General features: G+C 43.1%; 15 protein-coding genes, 2 tRNA genes and 1 pseudogene. 14 read left to right on the top strand and 4 right to left on the bottom strand.

The annotated features are described in order from the left end of the window. Positions 1-37: 37 nt before the first annotated feature. The 3 genes from BA1DRAFT_RS05325 to BA1DRAFT_RS05315 form a co-directional block, all read right to left on the bottom strand. Positions 38-913: a glycerophosphodiester phosphodiesterase family protein gene (locus BA1DRAFT_RS05325; protein WP_036776838.1), complete on the bottom strand. Its 876-nt coding sequence runs from the start codon at positions 911-913 to the stop codon at positions 38-40. A gap of 102 nt (positions 914-1,015) precedes the next feature. After that, on the bottom strand, positions 1,016-1,516 hold the full coding sequence (locus tag BA1DRAFT_RS05320; protein ID WP_036776836.1) for a sigma-70 family RNA polymerase sigma factor: 501 nt from the start codon (positions 1,514-1,516) through the stop codon (positions 1,016-1,018). A 137-nt stretch (positions 1,517-1,653) separates the two neighbouring features. Next, positions 1,654-3,981: a TonB-dependent hemoglobin/transferrin/lactoferrin family receptor gene (locus tag BA1DRAFT_RS05315; protein ID WP_051560670.1), complete on the bottom strand. Its 2,328-nt coding sequence runs from the start codon at positions 3,979-3,981 to the stop codon at positions 1,654-1,656. 255 nt (positions 3,982-4,236) lie between these two features. Here BA1DRAFT_RS05315 and dinB point away from each other — a divergent pair, with 255 nt between their 5' ends. Next, complete coding sequence (gene dinB / locus BA1DRAFT_RS05310) at positions 4,237-5,292, top strand: DNA polymerase IV (RefSeq protein WP_036776834.1); 1,056 nt, start codon at positions 4,237-4,239, stop codon at positions 5,290-5,292. Between the two features lie 36 nt (positions 5,293-5,328). On the opposite strand, the gene pepD is transcribed toward dinB, so the two are convergent. Continuing rightward, the gene (gene pepD, locus BA1DRAFT_RS05305) at positions 5,329-6,804 is read right to left on the bottom strand and encodes a beta-Ala-His dipeptidase (protein ID WP_036776833.1); all 1,476 of its coding nucleotides are present in this window, start codon (positions 6,802-6,804) and stop codon (positions 5,329-5,331) included. Between the two features lie 224 nt (positions 6,805-7,028). Here pepD and gpt point away from each other — a divergent pair, with 224 nt between their 5' ends. The 13 genes and pseudogenes from gpt (at position 7,029) to BA1DRAFT_RS05240 (ending at position 21,117) form a co-directional block, all read left to right on the top strand. Next, the gene (gpt, locus tag BA1DRAFT_RS05300; RefSeq protein WP_036776832.1) at positions 7,029-7,490 is read left to right on the top strand and encodes a xanthine phosphoribosyltransferase; all 462 of its coding nucleotides are present in this window, start codon (positions 7,029-7,031) and stop codon (positions 7,488-7,490) included. 14 nt (positions 7,491-7,504) lie between these two features. Next, a complete protein-coding gene (gene frsA / locus BA1DRAFT_RS05295) occupies positions 7,505-8,752 on the top strand; it encodes an esterase FrsA (protein ID WP_036776831.1) in 1,248 nt (415 codons plus the stop codon). Positions 8,753-8,948: 196 nt separating this feature from the next. Further along, positions 8,949-10,052, top strand: coding sequence for a glutamate 5-kinase (proB, locus tag BA1DRAFT_RS05290; RefSeq protein WP_036776928.1), 1,104 nt, complete (start codon positions 8,949-8,951; stop codon positions 10,050-10,052). Positions 10,053-10,061: 9 nt separating this feature from the next. Further along, positions 10,062-11,315, top strand: a complete 1,254-nt coding sequence (gene proA / locus BA1DRAFT_RS05285; protein WP_036776829.1) for a glutamate-5-semialdehyde dehydrogenase — start codon at positions 10,062-10,064, stop codon at positions 11,313-11,315. A 175-nt stretch (positions 11,316-11,490) separates the two neighbouring features. Beyond that, positions 11,491-12,015: a shikimate kinase AroL gene (gene aroL, locus BA1DRAFT_RS05280; protein WP_036776827.1), complete on the top strand. Its 525-nt coding sequence runs from the start codon at positions 11,491-11,493 to the stop codon at positions 12,013-12,015. Between the two features lie 99 nt (positions 12,016-12,114). Then, positions 12,115-13,992 (top strand): annotated as a pseudogene (gene aas / locus BA1DRAFT_RS05275) (bifunctional acyl-ACP--phospholipid O-acyltransferase/long-chain-fatty-acid--ACP ligase); the annotation flags it as partial. 68 nt (positions 13,993-14,060) lie between these two features. Beyond that, a complete protein-coding gene (gene lplT, locus BA1DRAFT_RS05270) occupies positions 14,061-15,215 on the top strand; it encodes a lysophospholipid transporter LplT (protein WP_267483539.1) in 1,155 nt (384 codons plus the stop codon). Between the two features lie 25 nt (positions 15,216-15,240). Further along, on the top strand, positions 15,241-15,798 hold the full coding sequence (pncC, locus tag BA1DRAFT_RS05265) for a nicotinamide-nucleotide amidase (RefSeq protein ID WP_082303638.1): 558 nt from the start codon (positions 15,241-15,243) through the stop codon (positions 15,796-15,798). Positions 15,799-15,973: 175 nt separating this feature from the next. After that, positions 15,974-17,041 (top strand): recombinase RecA, encoded by a 1,068-nt coding sequence (gene recA, locus BA1DRAFT_RS05260; protein WP_036776822.1) that lies wholly within the window; start codon positions 15,974-15,976, stop codon positions 17,039-17,041. Positions 17,042-17,487: 446 nt separating this feature from the next. Further along, on the top strand, positions 17,488-20,118 hold the full coding sequence (alaS, locus tag BA1DRAFT_RS05255) for an alanine--tRNA ligase (protein WP_036776821.1): 2,631 nt from the start codon (positions 17,488-17,490) through the stop codon (positions 20,116-20,118). 246 nt (positions 20,119-20,364) lie between these two features. Then, positions 20,365-20,550, top strand: a complete 186-nt coding sequence (gene csrA / locus BA1DRAFT_RS05250; RefSeq protein WP_002209449.1) for a carbon storage regulator CsrA — start codon at positions 20,365-20,367, stop codon at positions 20,548-20,550. Between the two features lie 387 nt (positions 20,551-20,937). Beyond that, positions 20,938-21,030: transfer RNA gene (locus tag BA1DRAFT_RS05245), tRNA-Ser, on the top strand. Between the two features lie 10 nt (positions 21,031-21,040). Next, positions 21,041-21,117, top strand: a tRNA-Arg gene (locus tag BA1DRAFT_RS05240). The last annotated feature ends 15 nt before the right edge of the window (positions 21,118-21,132 follow it).

The raw sequence follows: 21,132 nt of genomic DNA, 5'->3' as shown, positions 1-21,132 counted from the left end.
ATTACTGGAAGAGTTTCTTGCTGGGAACCCTAAATTCTTATTCTGTTTTTAAAGTACTGAACAGCTTGGGAGAATCCACCAGTACACCATCGGCGCCAAGCTCTTTAGCTTGTTTGAAATCTTCCTCAGTTTTAATGCCAAAGAGAATGATGTTAGCGCCACCATTAGCACGGAAACACGCCATTGCTTCCTTATCCCATGACAGTACTGATTTGGAACGTGCTTCACCAAGAGTATATTTCTCAACAACTTCTACGTTACGGCGCATTTCCAAACCATACCAGCGAGCGGTGTCGGTATTTGCAGGGATATCACAGTGGTGAGCCATTGTGATATTTGCCAGCATGGTGCGGGTTTTATCTCGGCTTTCAAAACGCTGAATTGTTGTTGGTAATGCGTTAAGGTAAGTTTCGTTAGTGGAATAGAAACGGGTACGGGCAAGTGCTTTTTGTTTGGTTAGTACTTTTTCTAGTGCTTTGGCTTGTTGTGCTGGATCTGCATCCGGTGATTTCAGATCAATATAGAAGAAAGTATCTGGGTATTTTTTTAAGACTTGTCCTAATGTTGGAATACCTAACCCTTTATTACGGAATGGATGATGACCATCAGAGCCAAATTTGTAACCGGCATCAAATTTAGCCAGCTGACTTGCTTTATAAGCAGAAACGAGTCCACTTTCATTGGTCAAGCTATTTAGGTCTGATGGACGATAAAGTACTGGAATACCATCCTTTGAAAGCTGGACAGTAATCCAAATAGCATCTGCTTTATTCTCCAAGGACTTAGAAATTGCGTACTCGGTATTTTCAGGTGCATCGCCTGTACCGGCACGATGAGCGATAATTTGTGGTGTTGTTGCGAAAGTGCTGGCAGAGCAGCAAAGTAGGATTGCAGCGGTAATTCCGTGTCGCATCGTTTTCTCCATAATATCCAATTATAGTTAAGTTAAAATAATTAATTTCATTAATGATTTCTAAATTAAATTAGTTTTGAATGTAACACGGTTTTTTGAATTTTAAGTGAGAATTTGAATTTTTTTACATTTGTTATGCGCTCGTTGCAAATATTGCTTTACTGAGCTGGCAGAAACTTGGAGTTGATCAGCTATTTCGCGATAACGCAGTCCCTGTAGCTGTGCCAGCAAAAAAGCGCTTTTTACTTGAATTGGCAATTTATCAAGAGTAATCTCAAGTTTTTCAAGCTGTTCAAATGTGGCGATTCTGCTTTCAGCGGAAGGCATAGTCATTTCTGGTGTCGAGTTTATATATTCCAAATAGCTCTCTTCGGTCTTTCTTCGACGGTAATAGTTAGCAACCAGGCAGCGAGCTACGGTCGCCAGAAAAGACCGTGGTTGGCGGATATCTGACAAATTTGAACTTGATAAAACGTTCAGGAAAGTGTCCTGCGTGAGATCTTCCGCATGGCAGGGGCAAGGGACTTTATGGCGTAGCCAGTTGTATAACCAGTCATGATGTTCAAAGTAAAATTGTTGCGCAGAACTATTAATTTTAGGCATGTCTTTGGTGTTGGTATTATGATTTCCAACAATCTTTATAAATGAAAATGATTATTATTTTCATATGATCATCGTCTGTCAAGCTGTTGGCCTTAAGTGAATTCCCTCATATATAGAGGGAACTTTTTAGTGGGATATTAGAACTTTTGCGAGACGCTGAATTTAATGTTACGTCCAATCCCGGAAACTGATTCACCGAGGTATGGGCGATAATCACGATTAAACAAGTTATTTACTGTGACACGCGCTTCGAGACCTTGCCAGAAATTGGGTTGCCAACTGGCAAATAAGCCATGCAGTGCATAACCTTTGCTTTTGGGTAGTGCCCAGTAGCCTGCTTTTGGATCACTATCTGTAGGTGAGCGGTCTTGTTTACGGATAAAATCACCAGTCCATCCCATCGCCATTTGCCACTGAGGGATTTTTACCCCTAGCATGGCGTGAGCAGAAGTTGGTGGAATTTCAGCAATCCAAGTTTTACTTCCCCACCACGGATTGACTGGAGATGCGTCTCTTTGCCCACGCATTGTTGAGAAAGAGAGTTTGCCGAATAAGTAGCTACTATTATAGAAGGTTTCGATTTCTAGCCCTTGGATGGTATATCCAGGAAAATTACCATAAACGGATATCGGTTTCTTACAAGCTGATATAGGAGCACCATTAGCTTGTGCTTCGCACAATACACTGCCATGACGAACAAATATTTCATTCTTTCCTCGGTTACGGAATAGTGTTGTTCGGATTTGTAAATTATCTTGATCGGTCAACAAATTGTTGAAATCCAGAATTGCACCGAATCTTAAGCCGGTTATTCTTTCTACATCCAGATTACGGCTGGTGGCAGAAATGGTTGTACCTGCTCGTTGTAATTCATATTGTTCATCTACCACTGGAGCACGCCAGGTACGGCTGAAATCAGAAAATAGCGACAGATTTTGTGTTGCTTTCCATATGACGCCTAAATGAGGAGACCAGCCAGTATAGGTAACACTGCTGTAATCGTGGCCTATTTCTGGAGATTGGTTATTATAGAGAGATGCAATATTTTTCTTACCGGTATTTTTGATATGGTCATAACGAATACCCGGTGTTACGGTTACGCTGCCAATAGTCATTGCGTCTTGTAAATAAAAACTGTGGGTTGTTTGTTCTCCTGATGGCATATAGTTTGGTTGGAAATAACCATAATTATAATCAGGGTCTTTATCTTTGGTTTTGTCGTTCATAAGGGTGTTGCGTTGGTTTTTATGCCAACGAGTTCCAACGAGTAATGAGTGTTCTATTGCTCCAGTGGTAAAGACACTCTCATTGTTTATATCTGCCAGATTATCCACATAGTTAATCCAGCTTTCATTTCCCAGAGAAGCAAAATATGAATTTGTTAAATCCTTTGGGCGTTTGTCATGTTGTTCTGTTTTGGAATAAGCATAAGTTGCTGTCAGATTAAGTAATGGATTATCTTCCGGTGCAAGGTTCCATTTAGTGGTGTAGTTTTGATCTGTTTGATCGCGATAAACCAGCTTCCGACGCCAAGCTTCATCCCAACCATATTTATTAATATCGTATTCGGAAGGTATATTTATTTTATCGCGTTTTGCTGCCCACGGCTGCCAGCCATCAGAATCAGAACGCATAGCGGAAAGTGTCAATGTATTGGCATCGTTCAGGTAAAAATTCGTTTTCAGTAAATAGGATGATTGATCACTTTTAGAGAAAACAAAGCGGGTGCCATCCGGTCGTTTAATATTGCCGCCATCTCGTTTGCTCATATATAACAGGCCGTCAGCGAAACCTTCTATTGTTCGGCCATAGACTGCGCTGCTATAAATATTTTGGCGATCATTGGTGTGATAACTGTATTTCAGCAATCCGCCAAAATCTTCTCCCGGCCGTAATAAATCACTGGCATCTTTGGTGACAACTTTAACTGTTCCGCCAAATCCGCCATTACCATCAAGTAGATTATGTGGGCCTTTATCGACATCGACTCGCTTAATTAATTCGGGTTCAATAAAGATAGAGCCTTGGCGATATTTCTCGAAGCCTTTCGGTGCGTCATCTAAGGTGACTTTAACGTCTTCGGTATCGCCCATTCCCCAGATATTCAGAGTTTGGCCGCCTGGACGAGGCGATCCTGACATGGAAACGCCGGGAAGTTGATCGAGCAGTTCGGCAATATTATCTGCTTGGGTACGTTCAATATCCTCTTTTTTCAATACCGAGCTTCCAGCATTGACGCTGTTATTCAATCCGCCAATAACAGAAAGTGTAGAAAGTGTGATGACTTTCTCTGATTTTTCCGGTTTTTCTTTTGCTTTCTGCTCTTCATTTTCCTGTGCCGCCAGATAACCTGGCAGGCCAGTACTCAGCATAATTATGCTCGATAAAGCATAATGAAGAGTGCGATTAATTGGCTGGGTAGTCGCTGTAGCTGAGGTTTTTTGTGGTTTCCCGCTATTTTTCATTGTTATAAGCATCCTTGAAATGTCGTTAAGTAGAAAAGTTGCACTTACAGGATAGGTCACTTAACGCAAGGAATCGGGCAGTGAAAAGTTAATAACGGTATTAATTATTTTATTGATTAAGATATTTTCAAATTGAGCTAAAAGTGTCTTTTAACCGTCGTTCTGATGGTGTTACTAGCCGATATTGTTACTAGATTGCTCTTGAGTCTATTTTTATGTATGTTTATACAGTCATTGTTGATAGGCTAAAGCAGAATGCGAAAGATTATTCATATTGATATGGATTGTTTCTACGCAGCGATTGAAATGCGTGATGATTCGTCACTTTGTCATATTCCTATTGCTGTGGGCGGCAGTGCAGACAAGAGGGGTGTTATTAGTACAGCTAATTATCCTGCCCGTCGTTTTGGGGTACGTAGTGCAATGTCTACCGCAATGGCGCTGAAACTCTGTCCTCAACTTAAAGTTCTTCCGGGGCGTATGGCGCTGTATAGGGAGGTTTCCCGGCATATCCATCAGATATTGTCTCGTTATACTGAGTGGATAGAGCCTCTGTCATTGGATGAAGCTTATCTGGATGTCACTGATAGCCATCATTGTTATGGATCTGCCACGCTTATCGCACAGGAGATCCGTAAAGCCATTTTTGATGAATTACAATTGACGGCATCAGCCGGTATTGCACCGGTGAAATTTTTGGCAAAAATCGCTTCTGATATTAATAAACCGAATGGGCAGTATGTCATTCCTCCTGATCGAGTGGCTGATTTTATTAAGGTTTTACCTTTGCGAAAAATTCCGGGGGTTGGCAAAGTCATGGTGCAACGGCTGGCTAATATGGGGCTGGAAACCTGTTCTGATGTACAAAAATATGACGTCATTGTTTTGGTGAAACAGTTGGGGAAATTTGGTCAGGTACTTTGGGATCGTTGTCACGGTATTGATGAACGGTTGGTGAATCCAGATCGTTTGCGAAAATCAATTGGTGTGGAGCTGACACTTGCGAGAGATATTCATCAATGGGAACAGTGCACTGAACTGATAGAAAGTTTATATCTGGAATTAGAAAAACGGTTGAGTAACGTTAAACCTGATCTGCGGATTGCCCGTCAGGGGGTTAAACTGAAATTTGATGATTTTCAACTAACCACTCAGGAGCATGTTCATCCATTATTGGATAAGCAGGATTTACTGCAATTGGCCCAGAAAACATGGACATCTCGCCGGGAAGGGCGTGGCGTTCGTTTGGTTGGTTTGCACGTGACGTTGCAGGACCCAGAAATTGAGCGGCAACTCTTGCTTGAATGGTAATTCCCCTGCCATCACATCGAAGCAGGGGAGAGCTGATTAAGCCTTTTCAGGAATGGCTTTCAGAATTGCAGTGAGCAGTTGCCAATATTGCCCGACGCTTTTGATATGCACTTGTTCGTCAGGAGAGTGAGCGCCCGTAATGGTTGGCCCGATAGATACCATATCCATATCAGGATAAGGTTTCTTGAATAGACCACATTCCAACCCAGCGTGGATCACCATAATATTAGGTATTTTATCGAATAACTGTTGATAAGTTTCACGTACTAAGTGCATTACCGGAGAACTTGCATCTGGCTGCCAGCCGGGATAATCCCCTTTAGCGTAAATCTCAGCATTTGACAGTTTAGCCAGCGAAGAGAGCATACCTATGACATAGGACTTACCGCTGTCGATAAGCGAACGGATTAAGCAAATGAGATTTACCTTATCTTGTTCCATCGCCACAACACCCACGTTTAGCGAGGTTTCTACTACGCCTTTGATGACATCACTCATACGGATAACACCATTGGGAGTACTGTTTAGCAATGAGATAAAACGGTTTTGGCAATCATCAGTTAATGCCTGAATGTCTGTTTCGACCTCTTCCAGTAATACAGTCAGATTTTTCTCAACGATGGCATACTCATTTTTCAGTATATCCAAGTACTTATCTTTCAATTGGGTAAGCTGCGTTGCTTTATCGGCAGGGATAGCAACAATAACATGGCCTTCACGAGGAATGGCATTACGCAGCGTACCGCCCTGGAAATCGAGCAGTTTTAGCCCCAATTCCTGAGTATGGGCGGCAAGGAAGCGTGCCAGTAGTTTATTGGCATTACCTAGCCCTACATGAATATCACAACCGGAATGCCCGCCTTTTAGACCTTTGATGATCAGTTTTAGTGTTTTGTAGTGAGCCGGAACAGCTTCACGAGTTAATGCTAAAGTGGTGGTAAAATCGATACCTCCAGCACAACCCATGTAGATTTCCCCTTCTTCTTCTGAATCGGTATTGATCAAGATATCAGCTTGAAGCCAGCCCGGTTGCAGGCCAAAAGCGCCATCCATTCCGGCTTCCTCTGTCATGGTCAATAAAACTTCTAGCGGGCCATGTTTTACATTGTCATCAGCCAGTACAGCCAATGCTGATGCCAGGCCAATACCATTATCAGCCCCCAATGTTGTTCCCAGGGCAGTCACCCATTCACCATCGATATAAGGACGGATAGGATCTTTAGTGAAATCGTGCACTGTATCGTTGTTTTTTTGCGGCACCATATCAAGATGTGCTTGCAGAACAACCGCTTTACGATTTTCCAACCCTTTACTGGCGGGCTTTCTGATCAGAATATTGCCGACTTGATCACGTTCAACATGCAACCCTTTTTCTTGCGTCCATTGAACGATATGGGTTGCCAAGGCTTCTTCATGGTAAGAAGGGTGAGGAATAGAGCAGATTTTGGCAAAGATGTCCCATAGAGGTTGAGGGGATAATTGTGATAGCTCTGATTGTGATAGTTCTGACACGACTAATCTCCTATGACTGCATCTCAATTAAGTTTCTATATGATGAGCGCTTAACGCCATGATGTTATTGGGTTCAGAATACCACTTTACTTTTGTTAAGAATAATACGATTCATCGATTCCCTGTTTCCGCTAGTTTTTACCGACCTAAGTCACTATAATTCGCGCAACTTTTTTTGCGAGGTGCTTTTCTAAAGTATTCTTAAGTTGTCGGGATCGATTTTTATGAGCGAAAAATATGTCGTAACCTGGGATATGTTGCAAATACATGCCCGCAAATTGGCGCAACGTTTACTCCCAGTCGAACAGTGGAAAGGCATCATTGCCGTGAGTCGCGGTGGTCTTGTACCTGGAGCGCTTTTAGCGCGTGAATTGGGTATTCGTCATGTAGATACAGTCTGTATTTCCAGCTATGACCATAATAATCAACGTGAACTACATGTTCTGAAAAAAGCGGAAGGCGATGGTGAAGGTTTCATCGTTGTGGATGATTTGGTTGATACTGGAGGAACCGCTCAAGCCATCCGTGAAATGTATCCCAAAGCCCATTTTGTGACTATCTTTGCAAAACCGGCAGGCCGACCTCTGGTTGATGATTATATTGTTGATATTCCTCAAGATACTTGGATAGAACAACCCTGGGATATGGGTGTGGCGTTCGTTCCGCCAATTTGTGAAGGTAAATAACGTCAGCATTTGTTATGGCAAACCAGAACCTTTCAGAATCACTTTTTAAGCCAAGACAAAAACATCAGGAAACTTCCACGCTGGTAAAACACCGCCATCCTCGGTTAATTGCAGGTAATTACAGTACGTTGGATGGTAATAGTCATGGTAGCTGGTATCGTATGATTAACCGGCTGATGTGGATTTGGCGAGGAATTGATCCGTTTGAAATAGAAGAAGTGTTGTGCCGGATTGCCATGACAAACGCGCAGCGCAGTGATGATAATTTACTGGATACTGTGATTGGTTATCGTAAAGGTAACTGGGTTTTTGAGTGGTCACATCAGGCGATGTTGTGGCAACAGAAAGCGTTGCAGGCAGAGCAGATCCCGGAAGCCGGCAATTTCTGGTTGAAAGCGGCTAATTTGTATAGCATCGCCGGTTATCCCCATCTTAAGGGTGATGAGTTGTCTCAGCAGGCCGTTATTTTAGCCAATAAAGCTTATGAAAATGCGGCTCGTTGTTCTGACTATCAGTTGAGGAAAATCGAGTTCAAACTCAAGGAAGGTGGTTGTGTGACCGGTTTCCTTCATCTGCCTCAGCAACTGCAAAGACCTTCTCCAACTATTTTGGTTTGTGGCAGTTTGGATAATTTGCAAAGCGATTATTATCGGCTATTCCGCGATTATCTGGCGCCGCTTGGATTTGCGATGTTAACTGTGGATATGCCCTCGATTGGTTACTCTTCACGTCTTAAGCTGACACAGGATACCTGTATTCTCCATCAACAAATAATCCATCAATTGGATGAAATTCCCTGGATTGACCACACCAGAATTGGCCTCTTTGGTTTTCGCTTTGGCGCCAATATTGCCGTCCGGTTGGCCTATCTGGAATCTAAACGTATCAAGGGCGTTGCGACTCTTGGCGCTATTGTTCATGAGTGGCTCAATAGCGTTGAACGTCAACAAAATTCACCTTCGATGCACCTTGATATGTTTGCTAGCAGATTGGGTATTTATAATGTGGATGAAAATGCGTTTCGCCTCGAACTCGGTTGTTACTCCCTTAAAAAACAAGGTTTGCTAGGTCGGCGTTGTTCCGTTCCTATGCTAGCGGGTTACTGGCAGAATGATATTTTCAGCCCGAAAGAAGAGTCTAAGTTGATAGCAATGTCATCAATGGATAGTAAATTACTGGCTATTCCGACAACGCCTGTTTATAACAGTTTCAATAAGGCGTTACGGGAGATTAGTCAATGGTTGAAAAATAAAATCTGTTAGTGAAATTCCCATTACTTGTTGATTGTTAACTGCTTTATTTTATAAAGATTTCATGTGTTTTCGGATGAAGTCTACTGCATAGATTTGTTCTAAGCTCCTATTTTTTCGATTTAGTATTATGCCTGTTGGCATAACGCTTCTCTCCTGTTAAAACTGAGCACTGTTTTTTTAATTTAAATTTAATGGCAAAAATATGATGAATAGCAGCCAAACATTGGTTGTGAAACTGGGGACGAGCGTACTGACAGGCGGCTCTCGTCGCCTGAATCGAGCGCATATTGTAGAACTGGTAAGGCAATGTGCTCAACAGCATGAAAAAGGTCATCGCATTATTATTGTGACTTCCGGTGCTATTGCGGCAGGGAGGGAACATTTGGGCTATCCGGATCTCCCGGCAACGATTGCGTCCAAGCAATTGCTGGCGGCGGTCGGGCAGAGCCGGTTGATTCAGTTATGGGAGCAGCTTTTTTCTATTTATGGTATTCATGTTGGGCAAATGTTACTGACCCGAGCGGATTTAGAAGATCGCGAACGTTTTTTAAATGCCAGAGATACCTTACAGGCTTTGCTCGATAATCGCATTGTGCCCGTAATTAATGAGAATGATGCGGTTGCGACGGCGGAAATTAAAGTGGGTGATAATGATAATTTATCTGCGCTGGCGGCAATTCTGGGGGGAGCGGATAAGTTGCTATTACTGACGGATATTGAAGGGCTATATACCGCTGATCCGCGTAGTAATCCAGACGCAAAACTTATCCCGGAAGTTTATGACATCAGCGATGAATTACGTATGGTTGCCGGTGATAGCATTTCGGGTTTAGGGACGGGAGGAATGGCAACTAAACTTCAGGCGGCGGGGATTGCAGGTCGCGCGGGTATTGATGTCATTATCGCCGCTGGTAATAAACCTGATGTCATCTCTGATGTCATTGAAGGTAATCCGGTAGGTACTCGCTTTCATGGGTTGGAAAGCCCGATGGAAAATCGCAAGCGTTGGATTTTTGGCGCGCCTCCGGCGGGTGAAATTATTGTAGATCATGGCGCTGAAACAGCAATCTGCGAAAAAGGCAGCTCTTTATTACCGAAAGGGATTAAAAATATTAAAGGTGATTTCTCCCGTGGAGAAGTTATCTGCATTCGTAGCCTGTCTGGTAAGGATTTGGCGCATGGTGTTTGCCGTTATAACAGTGATGCTCTACGTTTAATTGCAGGCCGCCATTCACAGCAGATAAGCCAAATCCTCGGTTATGAATATGGTGCGGTTGCGGTTCATCGTGACGACATGATTGTGAGTTAAGGATTCATAATGTTAGAACAAATGGGAAAGGCTGCCAGGGAAGCTGCATGGCAACTGGCACAGCTAAGTACAAAACAGAAAAATCAGGCATTAGTCCGCATTGCAGATTTACTAGAGCAGGAAAGCGCAATCATTCTTGCAGCTAATCAGCTTGATATGATTCAGGCCCGTGAACAGGGCATGAGCGAAGCATTGTTGGATCGTCTGTTATTGACGCCGGAGCGTTTGACAGCGATAGCTCACGATGTTCGTCAGGTATGCGGTTTATCTGACCCGGTAGGGGAACTCATTGATGGCAGTTTGCTTGACAGTGGCTTGAGGTTGGAGCGCCGCCGTGTACCGCTGGGTGTGGTTGGGGTGATTTATGAAGCACGTCCTAATGTCACCATCGATGTTGCATCTCTGTGTTTGAAAACTGGTAATGCGGTTATTTTGCGTGGTGGTAAAGAGACTCATAACACCAATCAAGCGACAGTGAAAGTCATTCAGCAGGCACTTGAACAGAGTGGATTACCTACCGCAGCCGTGCAGGCGATAGATAAACCGGACCGTGAGTTAGTCATTCAGCTACTGAAAATGGATCGCTATGTGGATATGTTGATTCCACGTGGTGGCGCAGGGTTGCATAAGTTGTGCCGCGAGCAATCGACTATTCCAGTTATTACGGGTGGAATAGGTGTTTGTCATACTTTTGTCGATGAAAGTGCCGATTTTGATAAGGCATTAACTGTAATCACTAACGCTAAAGTGCAACGTCCGAGTGCCTGTAATGCTTTGGAAACCTTGCTGGTACATCATAAGATTGCGGCTGATTTTCTGCCTGCATTGAGCAAGAACATGAAAGCGCAGGGAGTGACTCTGCATGCGAGTAAATCAGCAATGGCGTTTTTGAAAGATGGACCGGCTAAGGTCGTGGATGTTACAGCAGCAGATTACCGTGATGAGTGGTTATCTCTGGATATGAATGTGGAAATTGTCAGTGATATGGAGCAGGCAATTGATCATATTCGTACCTATGGGACGTCCCATTCTGATGCTATTTTGACTCAATCTTTGCACAATGCTGACTATTTTGTTCGTCAGGTTGATTCTGCCGCGGTTTATGTGAATGCTAGCACTCGTTTTACTGATGGCGGCCAGTTTGGTTTGGGAGCGGAAGTTGCCGTTAGTACGCAGAAACTGCATTCCCGCGGCCCAATGGGATTAGATGCGCTGACTACGTATAAATGGATTGGTTATGGGGATGATTTAATCCGTAAGTAATGTGTTTACTGTTACCCCAGAAGCGTATCTGGTTATATTGAAGTTTCGATAAGATCATGCTTTGGGGTAGCTTTTACCGTATATATTAACTTTTGATTTTACGTTAGTGTAAAGTTCTGGTTACTATAGGCGTTAATATATTTTTAACGATGAAATTTACCAAGGATATCAGGCAGTGAACCAAATATTGTTTATTGTAGGTGCGCGTGGGGCAGGAAAAACGACGGTTGGAAAATTATTAGCCAATGAATTATCGTACACATTTATTGACACTGATCACTATATCCAACAAACCAGCAACATGACCATTGCGGATATTGTTAACCAGCAAGGGTGGCAACAATTTCGGCAATTAGAAAGCCAAGCTTTACAACAAGTTAGTCAAAGCAATCGTGTTATTTCTACCGGTGGAGGGATCATTCTTTCCGCTGCAAATCGCCAATATATGCGACAAAATGGCACGGTGATTTATCTTCAAGCTTCAGCGAGCATTTTGGCTGAACGATTAATGCAGCAACCAGAAAGTACCCAACGCCCTAGTTTGACGGGAAAATCTATTGTTGAAGAAATGGAAGAAGTGCTTGCCGCCAGAGAAAATCTCTACTGTGAATGTGCGAACCATATTATTAATGCGCAACTTTCACCGGAAAAAATTGCAACTTATGTGAAAGAAATTATGCTCTCTGGAATAGCTTCCTGACACTATTTTAGTATTTTTTATAGAGAAATAAGACTATTACAGTGTCGAATAATAAATAGTATCTTCTATTTATTTTTTCAAATGGGTTGAGATACGAATATGTTGTTTAAATTTCTAAGGCTTGTTTTTCGTTTAATGTTTCGTTTAACAGTAGAAGGAGATATTAAACAATTTAACCACCCTAAATGCCTTATCACGCCTAATCATGTCTCTTTTCTTGATGGTGTTTTGCTGACGCTTTTCTTGCCGGTTAAGCCAGTATTTGCTGTCTATTCCAATATTGCAAATCGTGGTTTTATGAAACTGGTAAGTCGCTATGTTGAAATAGTCCCTTTGGACCCAATAAATCCAATGGCTGTCAGGGTGTTGGTTAAGGAAATAGAAAAAGGGCGGCCAATAGTTGTTTTTCCCGAGGGGAGAATTACTGTCACCGGTTCTTTGATGAAAATCTATGATGGGGCGGCTTTTATTGCGGCGATATCCGAAGCTGCGGTGGTTCCTGTTCGTTTTGAAGGATTAGAAAGAACCCTATTCAGCCGATTAAAAGGTATTTTCAAACTTCACCTTTTTCCGAAGGTGACAATGAAAATCCTGCCTGCGACACAATTGCCGATACCGAATGTGTCTGGTTCGGAGCAACGACGTCGTTTAGCCGGTGAGCGTTTGCATGAAATAATGATGAGTGCACGAATGGCGACCCGACCGCAAGAAACAATATTTGAATCTTTACTGGTTGCACGAAAACAATTTGGTCGTTTTAAACCCTGTATTGAAGATGTTTCTTTTAAAGAAGACAGTTATAACAGTCTGCTTAAAAAAGTACTGGGCGCCAGCCGTATTTTGCAGCGTTTTACCTGTCAGGGGGAACGGGTTGGTTTTCTTTTACCCAATGCCACTATTATGGTCGCGGCGATATTCGGGGCATCTTTGAGGGGAAGAATACCGGCTTTACTAAACTATACAACCGACAGTTATGGATTGAAGAATGCGGTAGCGATTGCCAGTATTAAAACGATTGTGACTTCCCGACAATTTCTGGAAAAGGAGCGATTAACTCATTTATCTGAGCAGCTTACCGAGGTTAATTGGGTTTATCTTGAGGATTTGGCAGGTACAGTGACTTTTCAGGATAAATTATGGATCTTGTGGCACCTCTTTTTCCCCAAGCAAGCGATGGTGGCGCAAAAACCCGATGATGATGCTTTGGTGCTATTTACGTCCGGCTCAGAAACTGTGTCAAAAGGTGTCGTTCACAGTCACGCTAGTTTGTTAGCCAATGTGGAACAGATAAAAACCATTACTGATTTCAACCCACTTGACCGTTTTATGTCTTCTCTACCGCTATTTCATGCATTTGGGTTGACGGTTGGTTTGTTCACTCCGCTGTTGTCTGGTAGCCGGATATTCCTCTACCCAAACCCATTGCATTATCGGGTAGTGCCAGAACTGGTATATGAGCGTAACTGTACCGTATTATTGGGTACATCCACTTTCTTGGAGAATTATGCCTATTTCGCTCATTCATATGATTTTGCGCGTCTTCGTTGTGTTATAGCCGGTGTTGAGAAGCTCACTGAAAATACGAAACAGATTTGGCAAGACAAATTCGGTATTCGCATTTTAGAAGGATATGACATGACCGAATGTGCGCCTGTCATTGCATTGAATGTGCCGATGATGGCTAAGGTCGGTACTGTTGGGCGGATTTTGCCGGCAATGGAATCCCGTTTGATTCCGGTAGCAGGAATTAAGGCGGGGGGGCGTTTGCAACTGCGTGGCCCGAATATGATGAAAGGGTATCTGAGAATTGACGATCCAAATCATTTAGAACCACCAGCGGCAAAAGATGAGCATGGGAATATTCAGTTTGATTGGTTCGATACCGGAGACATTGTTTCAATTGATGAACAGGGATTTTGTACTATTCTCGGTCAGGGGAAACATTTTGCTAAACAGGAAAAAATCGTGTCATTGGAAAGTGAAGCTGAACAGGAATAATCATCGTGAATCCATCCGTCGTTGTTCAACCGTTATTAACCCGTGGCATGAAAGCCGTATTGGTGTCACAATTTTTTTCAGCTTTTGCCGATAACGCGCTGTTGTTTGCGATTCTGGCACAGTTGAAAGCCCAGTTTTATCCTGACTGGAGCCAGCCGATATTACAGATAGTGTTTGTTTTGGCATATATCCTATTGGCGCCTTTTGTGGGGCAAATTGCCGATCGTTTCCCGAAAGATCGTGTGATGTTGTTTGCTAATAGCGTCAAGTTGTTGGGCGCATTTACTATTTGCCTGGGATATGATCCATTTTTAGGTTATGCCTTGGTGGGCGTGGGGGCTGCATCATATTCACCGGCTAAATACGGAATCTTGGTTGAACTGACCGATGGTGATCGTTTAGTAAAGGCTAATGGCTTGATGGAGGCTTCAACGATAATTGCTATTCTTACGGGCTCTGTTGCTGGCGGTTTTTTATCTGATTGGAACCTGGCTGTCGCACTGCTTGTTTGTGCGCTGATGTATGGTATCGCTGTTGTTGCTAATTTCTTTATCCCCCGATTATCGGCTGTACGTCAGGATAAAGGCTGGAATCTGAAAAAGATGCTGACAGACTTTGCTTCATCTTGTTGTATTCTTTGGCATAACAAAGGAGCTAGGTTTTCTTTAATTGGCACCAGTTTGTTCTGGGGGACGGGTATAACACTGAGATTCCTCTTGGTCTTATGGGTACCTGTTGTGCTGGGAATTTCTGACAATAGCACGCCGACAATACTTAATGTGATGGTTGCTGTCGGCATTATTATTGGCGCAGGTGTTGCTGCCCGTTTCATCACCCTTAAAACAGTCCATCGTTGTCTGCCTGCTGGTGTTTTAATCGGCGTGATGGTGATCATTTTTGCTGTTCAGCAAAGTATTTGGGCTTCCTACGTCTTATTAATCATTCTCGGTATTTTTGGCGGTTTGTTTATTGTTCCACTGAATGCATTATTGCAGGAAAGCGGCAGACAAACGATTGGGGCCGGTTATGCCATCGCAGTACAGAACTTGGGTGAGAATATCGCCATGTTATTGATGCTTGGCCTGTACTCATTGGTTATTAAAATAGGCGTCCCGGTTGTTACAACAGGGATAGGTTTTGGTACTCTGTTGGCGTTGACAATCACGAGTTTGTGGATTTGGAACCGGTTTCAAAGAAATTGATCTTTTATCGGATGAAGAGAGTGTTATGAGTGAAAAAATTCTGACTCAGCTTAGTATTGAACTGGGAGAGAAGCTGAGGCAGCAAAAACTGTGGGTGACCTGCGCTGAATCTTGCACCGGTGGCTGGTTGGCGAAAACAATTTCAGATATTGCCGGTAGCTCTGCTTATTTTGACCGAAGCTTTGTGACATACAGTAATAACGCTAAGCATCAGATGCTTGGCGTGTCAGAAGCTGTTTTACAGCAATATGGGGCTGTTAGTGAACAGGTGGTGAGAGAAATGGCCGCAGGAGCGCTGAAAGCCGCACAGGCAGATCTGGCGGTTTCGGTCAGTGGCATTGCCGGGCCTGATGGCGGCAGCGAAGAAAAACCTGTTGGTACTGTGTGGTTTGGATTTGCATATCTAACGGTAAATGGGGTAGAAGTTGTGTCCCGCCGTTGTTGTTTTAACGGTGATCGAAATGAAGTACGCCTTCAAGCTGTCATTTATTCTCTGAAAACACTGTTATCAGAGATTATATACTATATGGATTTCAAGATGGATCGCGACGGCAAGGGAGCGAATCCCCGGGAGCATCGGTAACTATGTGACCGGGATGAGTGAGCGCCGCCAACAAAGAGGCGACTTGAAAGATGACGGGTATAAAAAATTAACTTGATGCTGTATGATTATACAGTATAATTGCAAGCAACGTTTGGTATCAGAAATTATTCATCGGCAGTGAGAGAGCCCTTTCATTGCTTACGAGGGAGTAAAAATGGCTATTGATGAAAATAAACAAAAAGCACTAGCGGCGGCACTAGGCCAAATTGAAAAACAGTTTGGCAAAGGTTCCATCATGCGTTTGGGCGAAGACCGTTCAATGGACGTTGAAACTATCTCCACGGGTTCATTGTCACTGGATATTGCATTAGGTGCTGGTGGCCTGCCGATGGGGCGTATTGTTGAAATTTATGGTCCGGAATCTTCTGGTAAGACAACGCTGACATTACAGGTTATCGCCGCGGCACAACGTGAAGGTAAAACCTGTGCGTTTATTGATGCTGAACACGCTCTTGATCCTATCTATGCTAAGAAATTGGGCGTTGATATTGATAATCTGTTGTGTTCTCAACCCGATACCGGAGAACAGGCTCTTGAGATCTGCGATGCGTTGACACGTTCCGGCGCTGTTGATGTCATTATCGTAGACTCTGTAGCTGCCTTAACGCCAAAAGCCGAAATAGAAGGGGAAATTGGTGATTCTCATATGGGGCTGGCAGCTCGAATGATGAGTCAGGCAATGCGTAAACTGGCCGGTAACTTGAAAAGCTCCAATACGTTGTTGATTTTTATCAACCAGATCCGTATGAAAATTGGCGTCATGTTCGGTAACCCTGAAACCACAACCGGTGGTAACGCGCTGAAATTCTATGCTTCTGTTCGTCTGGATATTCGCCGCATTGGTTCTGTGAAAAATGGCGAAGAGGTTGTTGGTAGCGAAACCCGTGTTAAGGTAGTCAAAAACAAAGTGGCAGCGCCATTTAAGCAAGCAGAATTCCAGATTATGTATGGCGAAGGCATTAACACTTATGGTGAATTAATCGATTTAGGCGTGAAGCATAAACTGGTGGAAAAAGCGGGTGCATGGTACAGCTATAATGGCGATAAAATTGGTCAGGGCAAAGCGAATGCTACCATTTACCTGAAAGAGCATCCTGAAATTGCTGCTGAACTGGATAAAAAATTACGTGAAATGCTGTTGCATAATGCCGGCGAATTCAGTAGTGCTGCTTCTGATTACGAAGGCGATGAAAACGAAGAGATGAATAACGAAGAATTCTAATCTGACTAATTATATCGGTAGTCTGTAATTCTCGGATTAAAGCTGTAAAAGTTTTGTCATCAAACTTATACCGCGTTAATAATGACGCGGTTTCTTCTCTCAGAAAGCAAGTATTATCCATATTATGCGATCATGCTTTCAGAAAATACCCAGACGATTTACAATGCTGCCAGCGAATGGATATATCTGGGATTTTATACCCTATGGATTTCAAGATGCATCGCGACGGCAAGGGAGTGAATCCCCGGGAGCATAGATAACTATGTGACTGGGGTGAGCGAGTGCAGCCAACAAAGAGGCAACTTGAAAGATGACGGGTATACTTCTAATAGAAGAACTTTTATCTTATCCCCACTTTGTTTATTCGTGAGTTGAAAGTAGGTGATGGAATATCCCACCTAACCAATTCATAAATCTGTTTTTTCCAGCTTGATTTCGGGACAATTATGAGCAAAAGCACCGCTGAGATCCGTCAAGCGTTTCTCGACTTTTTTCATACTAAAGGGCATCAAATCGTACCAAGTAGTTCTTTGGTGCCAAATAATGACCCAACACTGCTATTTACCAACGCAGGGATGAACCAGTTTAAGGATCTATTTCTTGGACAGGATAAAAGATCTTATTCCCGAGCAACAACTGCTCAGCGTTGTGTTCGTGCCGGTGGTAAACATAACGATTTAGAAAATGTAGGTTACACCGCACGCCATCATACTTTTTTTGAGATGCTCGGTAATTTCAGTTTTGGTGACTATTTCAAACATGATGCTATTAATTATGCTTGGGAACTTCTGACGGGCAAAGATTGGTTCAATTTGCCTAAAGAAAAATTATGGGTGACTGTCTATCAGACAGATGATGAAGCCTATGATATTTGGAAGAACGAAGTCGGCATACCAACAGAAAGAATTATCCGCATTGGTGATAACAAAGGCGCGCCTTATGCATCGGATAACTTCTGGCAAATGGGTGATACCGGTCCTTGCGGCCCTTGCACTGAAATTTTTTATGATCATGGTGAACATATCTGGGGTGGACTGCCAGGAAGCCCGGAGGAAGATGGTGACAGATATATTGAAATCTGGAATATCGTCTTTATGCAGTTCAATCGTCATGCTGATGGTACGATGGAGCCGTTGCCAAAACCATCAGTAGATACAGGGATGGGGCTGGAGCGCGTCGCCGCTGTATTGCAGCACGTCAATTCTAACTATGAGATCGATCTGTTCCGTGATTTGATTACTGCTGTTGCTAATGTCACTGGCGCTACAGATGATCTGAGTAATAAATCTCTGCGGGTTATTGCTGATCACATTCGTTCATGTGCATTTTTGATTTGTGATGGTGTTGTTCCTTCTAATGAAAACCGTGGTTATGTTCTGCGTCGTATTATCCGCCGAGCTATCCGTCACGGTAACATGTTGGGGGCTAAAGATACCTTCTTCTACAAACTGGTTGCGCCATTGATAGACGTGATGGGTGCTGCGGGAGAAGAGCTTAAACGCCAGCAAACCATTGTTGAACAGATCTTGAAAACAGAAGAAGAGCAGTTTGCTCGTACTCTGGAACGTGGTCTGCAATTGTTAGACGATGAACTGGCAAAACTGTCCGGTGATATTCTGGATGGCGAAACGGCTTTCCGTCTGTATGATACCTATGGTTTCCCTGTGGATTTAACCGCTGATGTTTGCCGTGAGCGTAATATTAGCGTTGATGAAGCGGGATTTGCCCTGGCAATGGAAAATCAGCGTCGTCGTGCTCGTGAATCAAGTGGTTTCGGCACCGATTATAATGAATTGATCAAAGTTGATGAACGCAGTGATTTCTCTGGTTACGATCATAACGAACAGCAGGCAATAGTAACTGCTATCTTCCGTGATGGTGAATCAGTCGATCAAATTCAAGCGGGTGAAGAAGCGATTGTTATATTGGATAAGACCGCTTTTTATGCTGAATCTGGTGGACAAGTTGGTGACTCAGGCATTCTGAGTAATGCCGATTGTGCTTTTTGTGTTATTGATACACAAAAATATGGTCAGGCTATTGGTCATATTGGTAAGCTTGAAAAAGGTACCTTAAGTGTAAACCGTAACATCAATGCGGTTATTGATATTGAACGTCGTGATGCAATTCGTTTGAATCACTCAGCAACCCATCTGTTACATGCTGCGTTACGTCAAGTTTTGGGTGAGCACGTATCACAGAAAGGCTCTCTGGTTAACGATAAATACCTTCGCTTTGATTTTTCTCACTTTGAAGCGATGAAACCAGAACAGATCCGTCAGGTTGAGGATTTGGTTAATGCCGAAGTTCGTCAAAATTCACCGGTTGTTACTGAATTGATGGATCTGGAAACAGCAAAAGCCAAAGGTGCAATGGCACTGTTTGGTGAAAAATATGAAGAACAAGTTCGCGTACTGTCAATGGGGGATTTTTCCACTGAATTATGTGGAGGGACTCATGCAAATCGCACCGGTGATATTGGCTTGTTCCGTATTATTGCTGAATCTGGAACGGCTGCGGGTATCCGTAGGATCGAAGCGATTACAGGTAAAAAAGCGGTAGAATCTGTACATCAACAGGTTGATTTACTTCAAGATATTGCTCAATTAGTGAAAAGTGATATCCATAGCCTGAGTGAAAAAGTACGGGTGACGCTGGATAGAACCAAAGCGTTGGAAAAAGAGCTTCAACAGCTTAAAGATCAGCAGGCTGCACAAGAGAGCTCTTCTTTAGCAAGCAAAGCGAAAGAAGTGAAGGGTGTGAAGTTGCTGGTTAGTCAGTTAAGTAATACAGAACCTAAGATGTTGAGAACGATGGTTGATGATCTAAAAAATCAACTAGGTTCAGCGATTATTGTGCTTTCCACTACAAGTGATGATAAAGTCAGCTTAATTGTTGGTGTCACAAAGGATCTGACTGCTAAAATAAGAGCAGGTGAGTTAATTTCTTCTGTAGCTCAGCAAATCGGTGGTAAAGGCGGTGGTCGTCCTGATATGGCCCAGGCAGGTGGTTCTGATGTTGAAGCATTGCCTTCTGCTTTGGATAGCGTGGAAGAGTGGGTAGCATCGCGGCTATAAGCGGTATTACCTGAGTTTACGGGGCATCATAGCGTTGTTTTTGTGGTGTCTTGAAATCTTGTTGTGAAATTGTTAAAAGGTTAAGCGCATATTTATTTATTTTGGCTAAACTATATAGGTAGGAAATGCGCTTAAAATTGCTTATACTTTAAGCATATACCATTGTTTTACGTTTTCACGGTGTTTGATGGATAATAGCGGGGAAACCGAAAGACCCGACTCTTTTAAATTTTCAAGGAGCAAAGAATGCTTATTCTGACTCGTCGAGTTGGTGAAACGCTCATGATAGGCGATGAGGTAACAGTTACAGTACTGGGGGTTAAAGGTAACCAAGTTCGTATTGGTGTAAATGCCCCTAAAGAAGTTTCTGTTCACCGTGAAGAAATTTATCAGCGGATTCAGGCCGAAAAGTCTCAGCCAACAACTTACTGACTCTAAGTTGGCGTCCTATCTCTGTCAGAACCGGGCGCCATTTTTGAGGGATTTCACCTCTGTTGGTATTTTTAGGTTTTGCTAATTTCTTAAACTCTTGTCTATTTTCCCATCTTTTTTGTTTTTCTATCGTAAGAACAGCATGTTCCTATCATGCTATTGTGGCGAATAACGATTTGTATGTACTTCAATTGAGGTTGTGATAATTTACTGCTGATAAAGCACACTTTTTGACGGCAAACTAAACATCTTGTGTGTGAAGTGTTCAAATAAACACAGGTTTAGAAAAATTGTTTGACTTATAAGTCTGGGAAAGTAATATGTGCGCCACGCAGTGACGAGGAGCTTAAATAAAAGTTCTGAGTCGCGATTCGAAAGAAAGCGTACGGTGAGATGGCCGAGAGGCTGAAGGCGCTCCCCTGCTAAGGGAGTATGCGGTTAAGAGCTGCATCGAGGGTTCGAATCCCTCTCTCACCGCCATTTAAACCACGCATCCATAGCTCAGCTGGATAGAGTACTCGGCTACGAACCGAGCGGTCGGAGGTTCGAATCCTTCTGGATGCGCCATATTTAGCCTTAAGA

It is taken from the genome of Photorhabdus aegyptia, from assembly GCF_000612035.1.
GTDB classification, from domain to species: domain Bacteria; phylum Pseudomonadota; class Gammaproteobacteria; order Enterobacterales; family Enterobacteriaceae; genus Photorhabdus; species Photorhabdus akhurstii.
The sequence above is the reverse complement of the archived record's forward strand: the minus strand, read 5'-3'. Positions and strand labels throughout refer to the sequence as shown.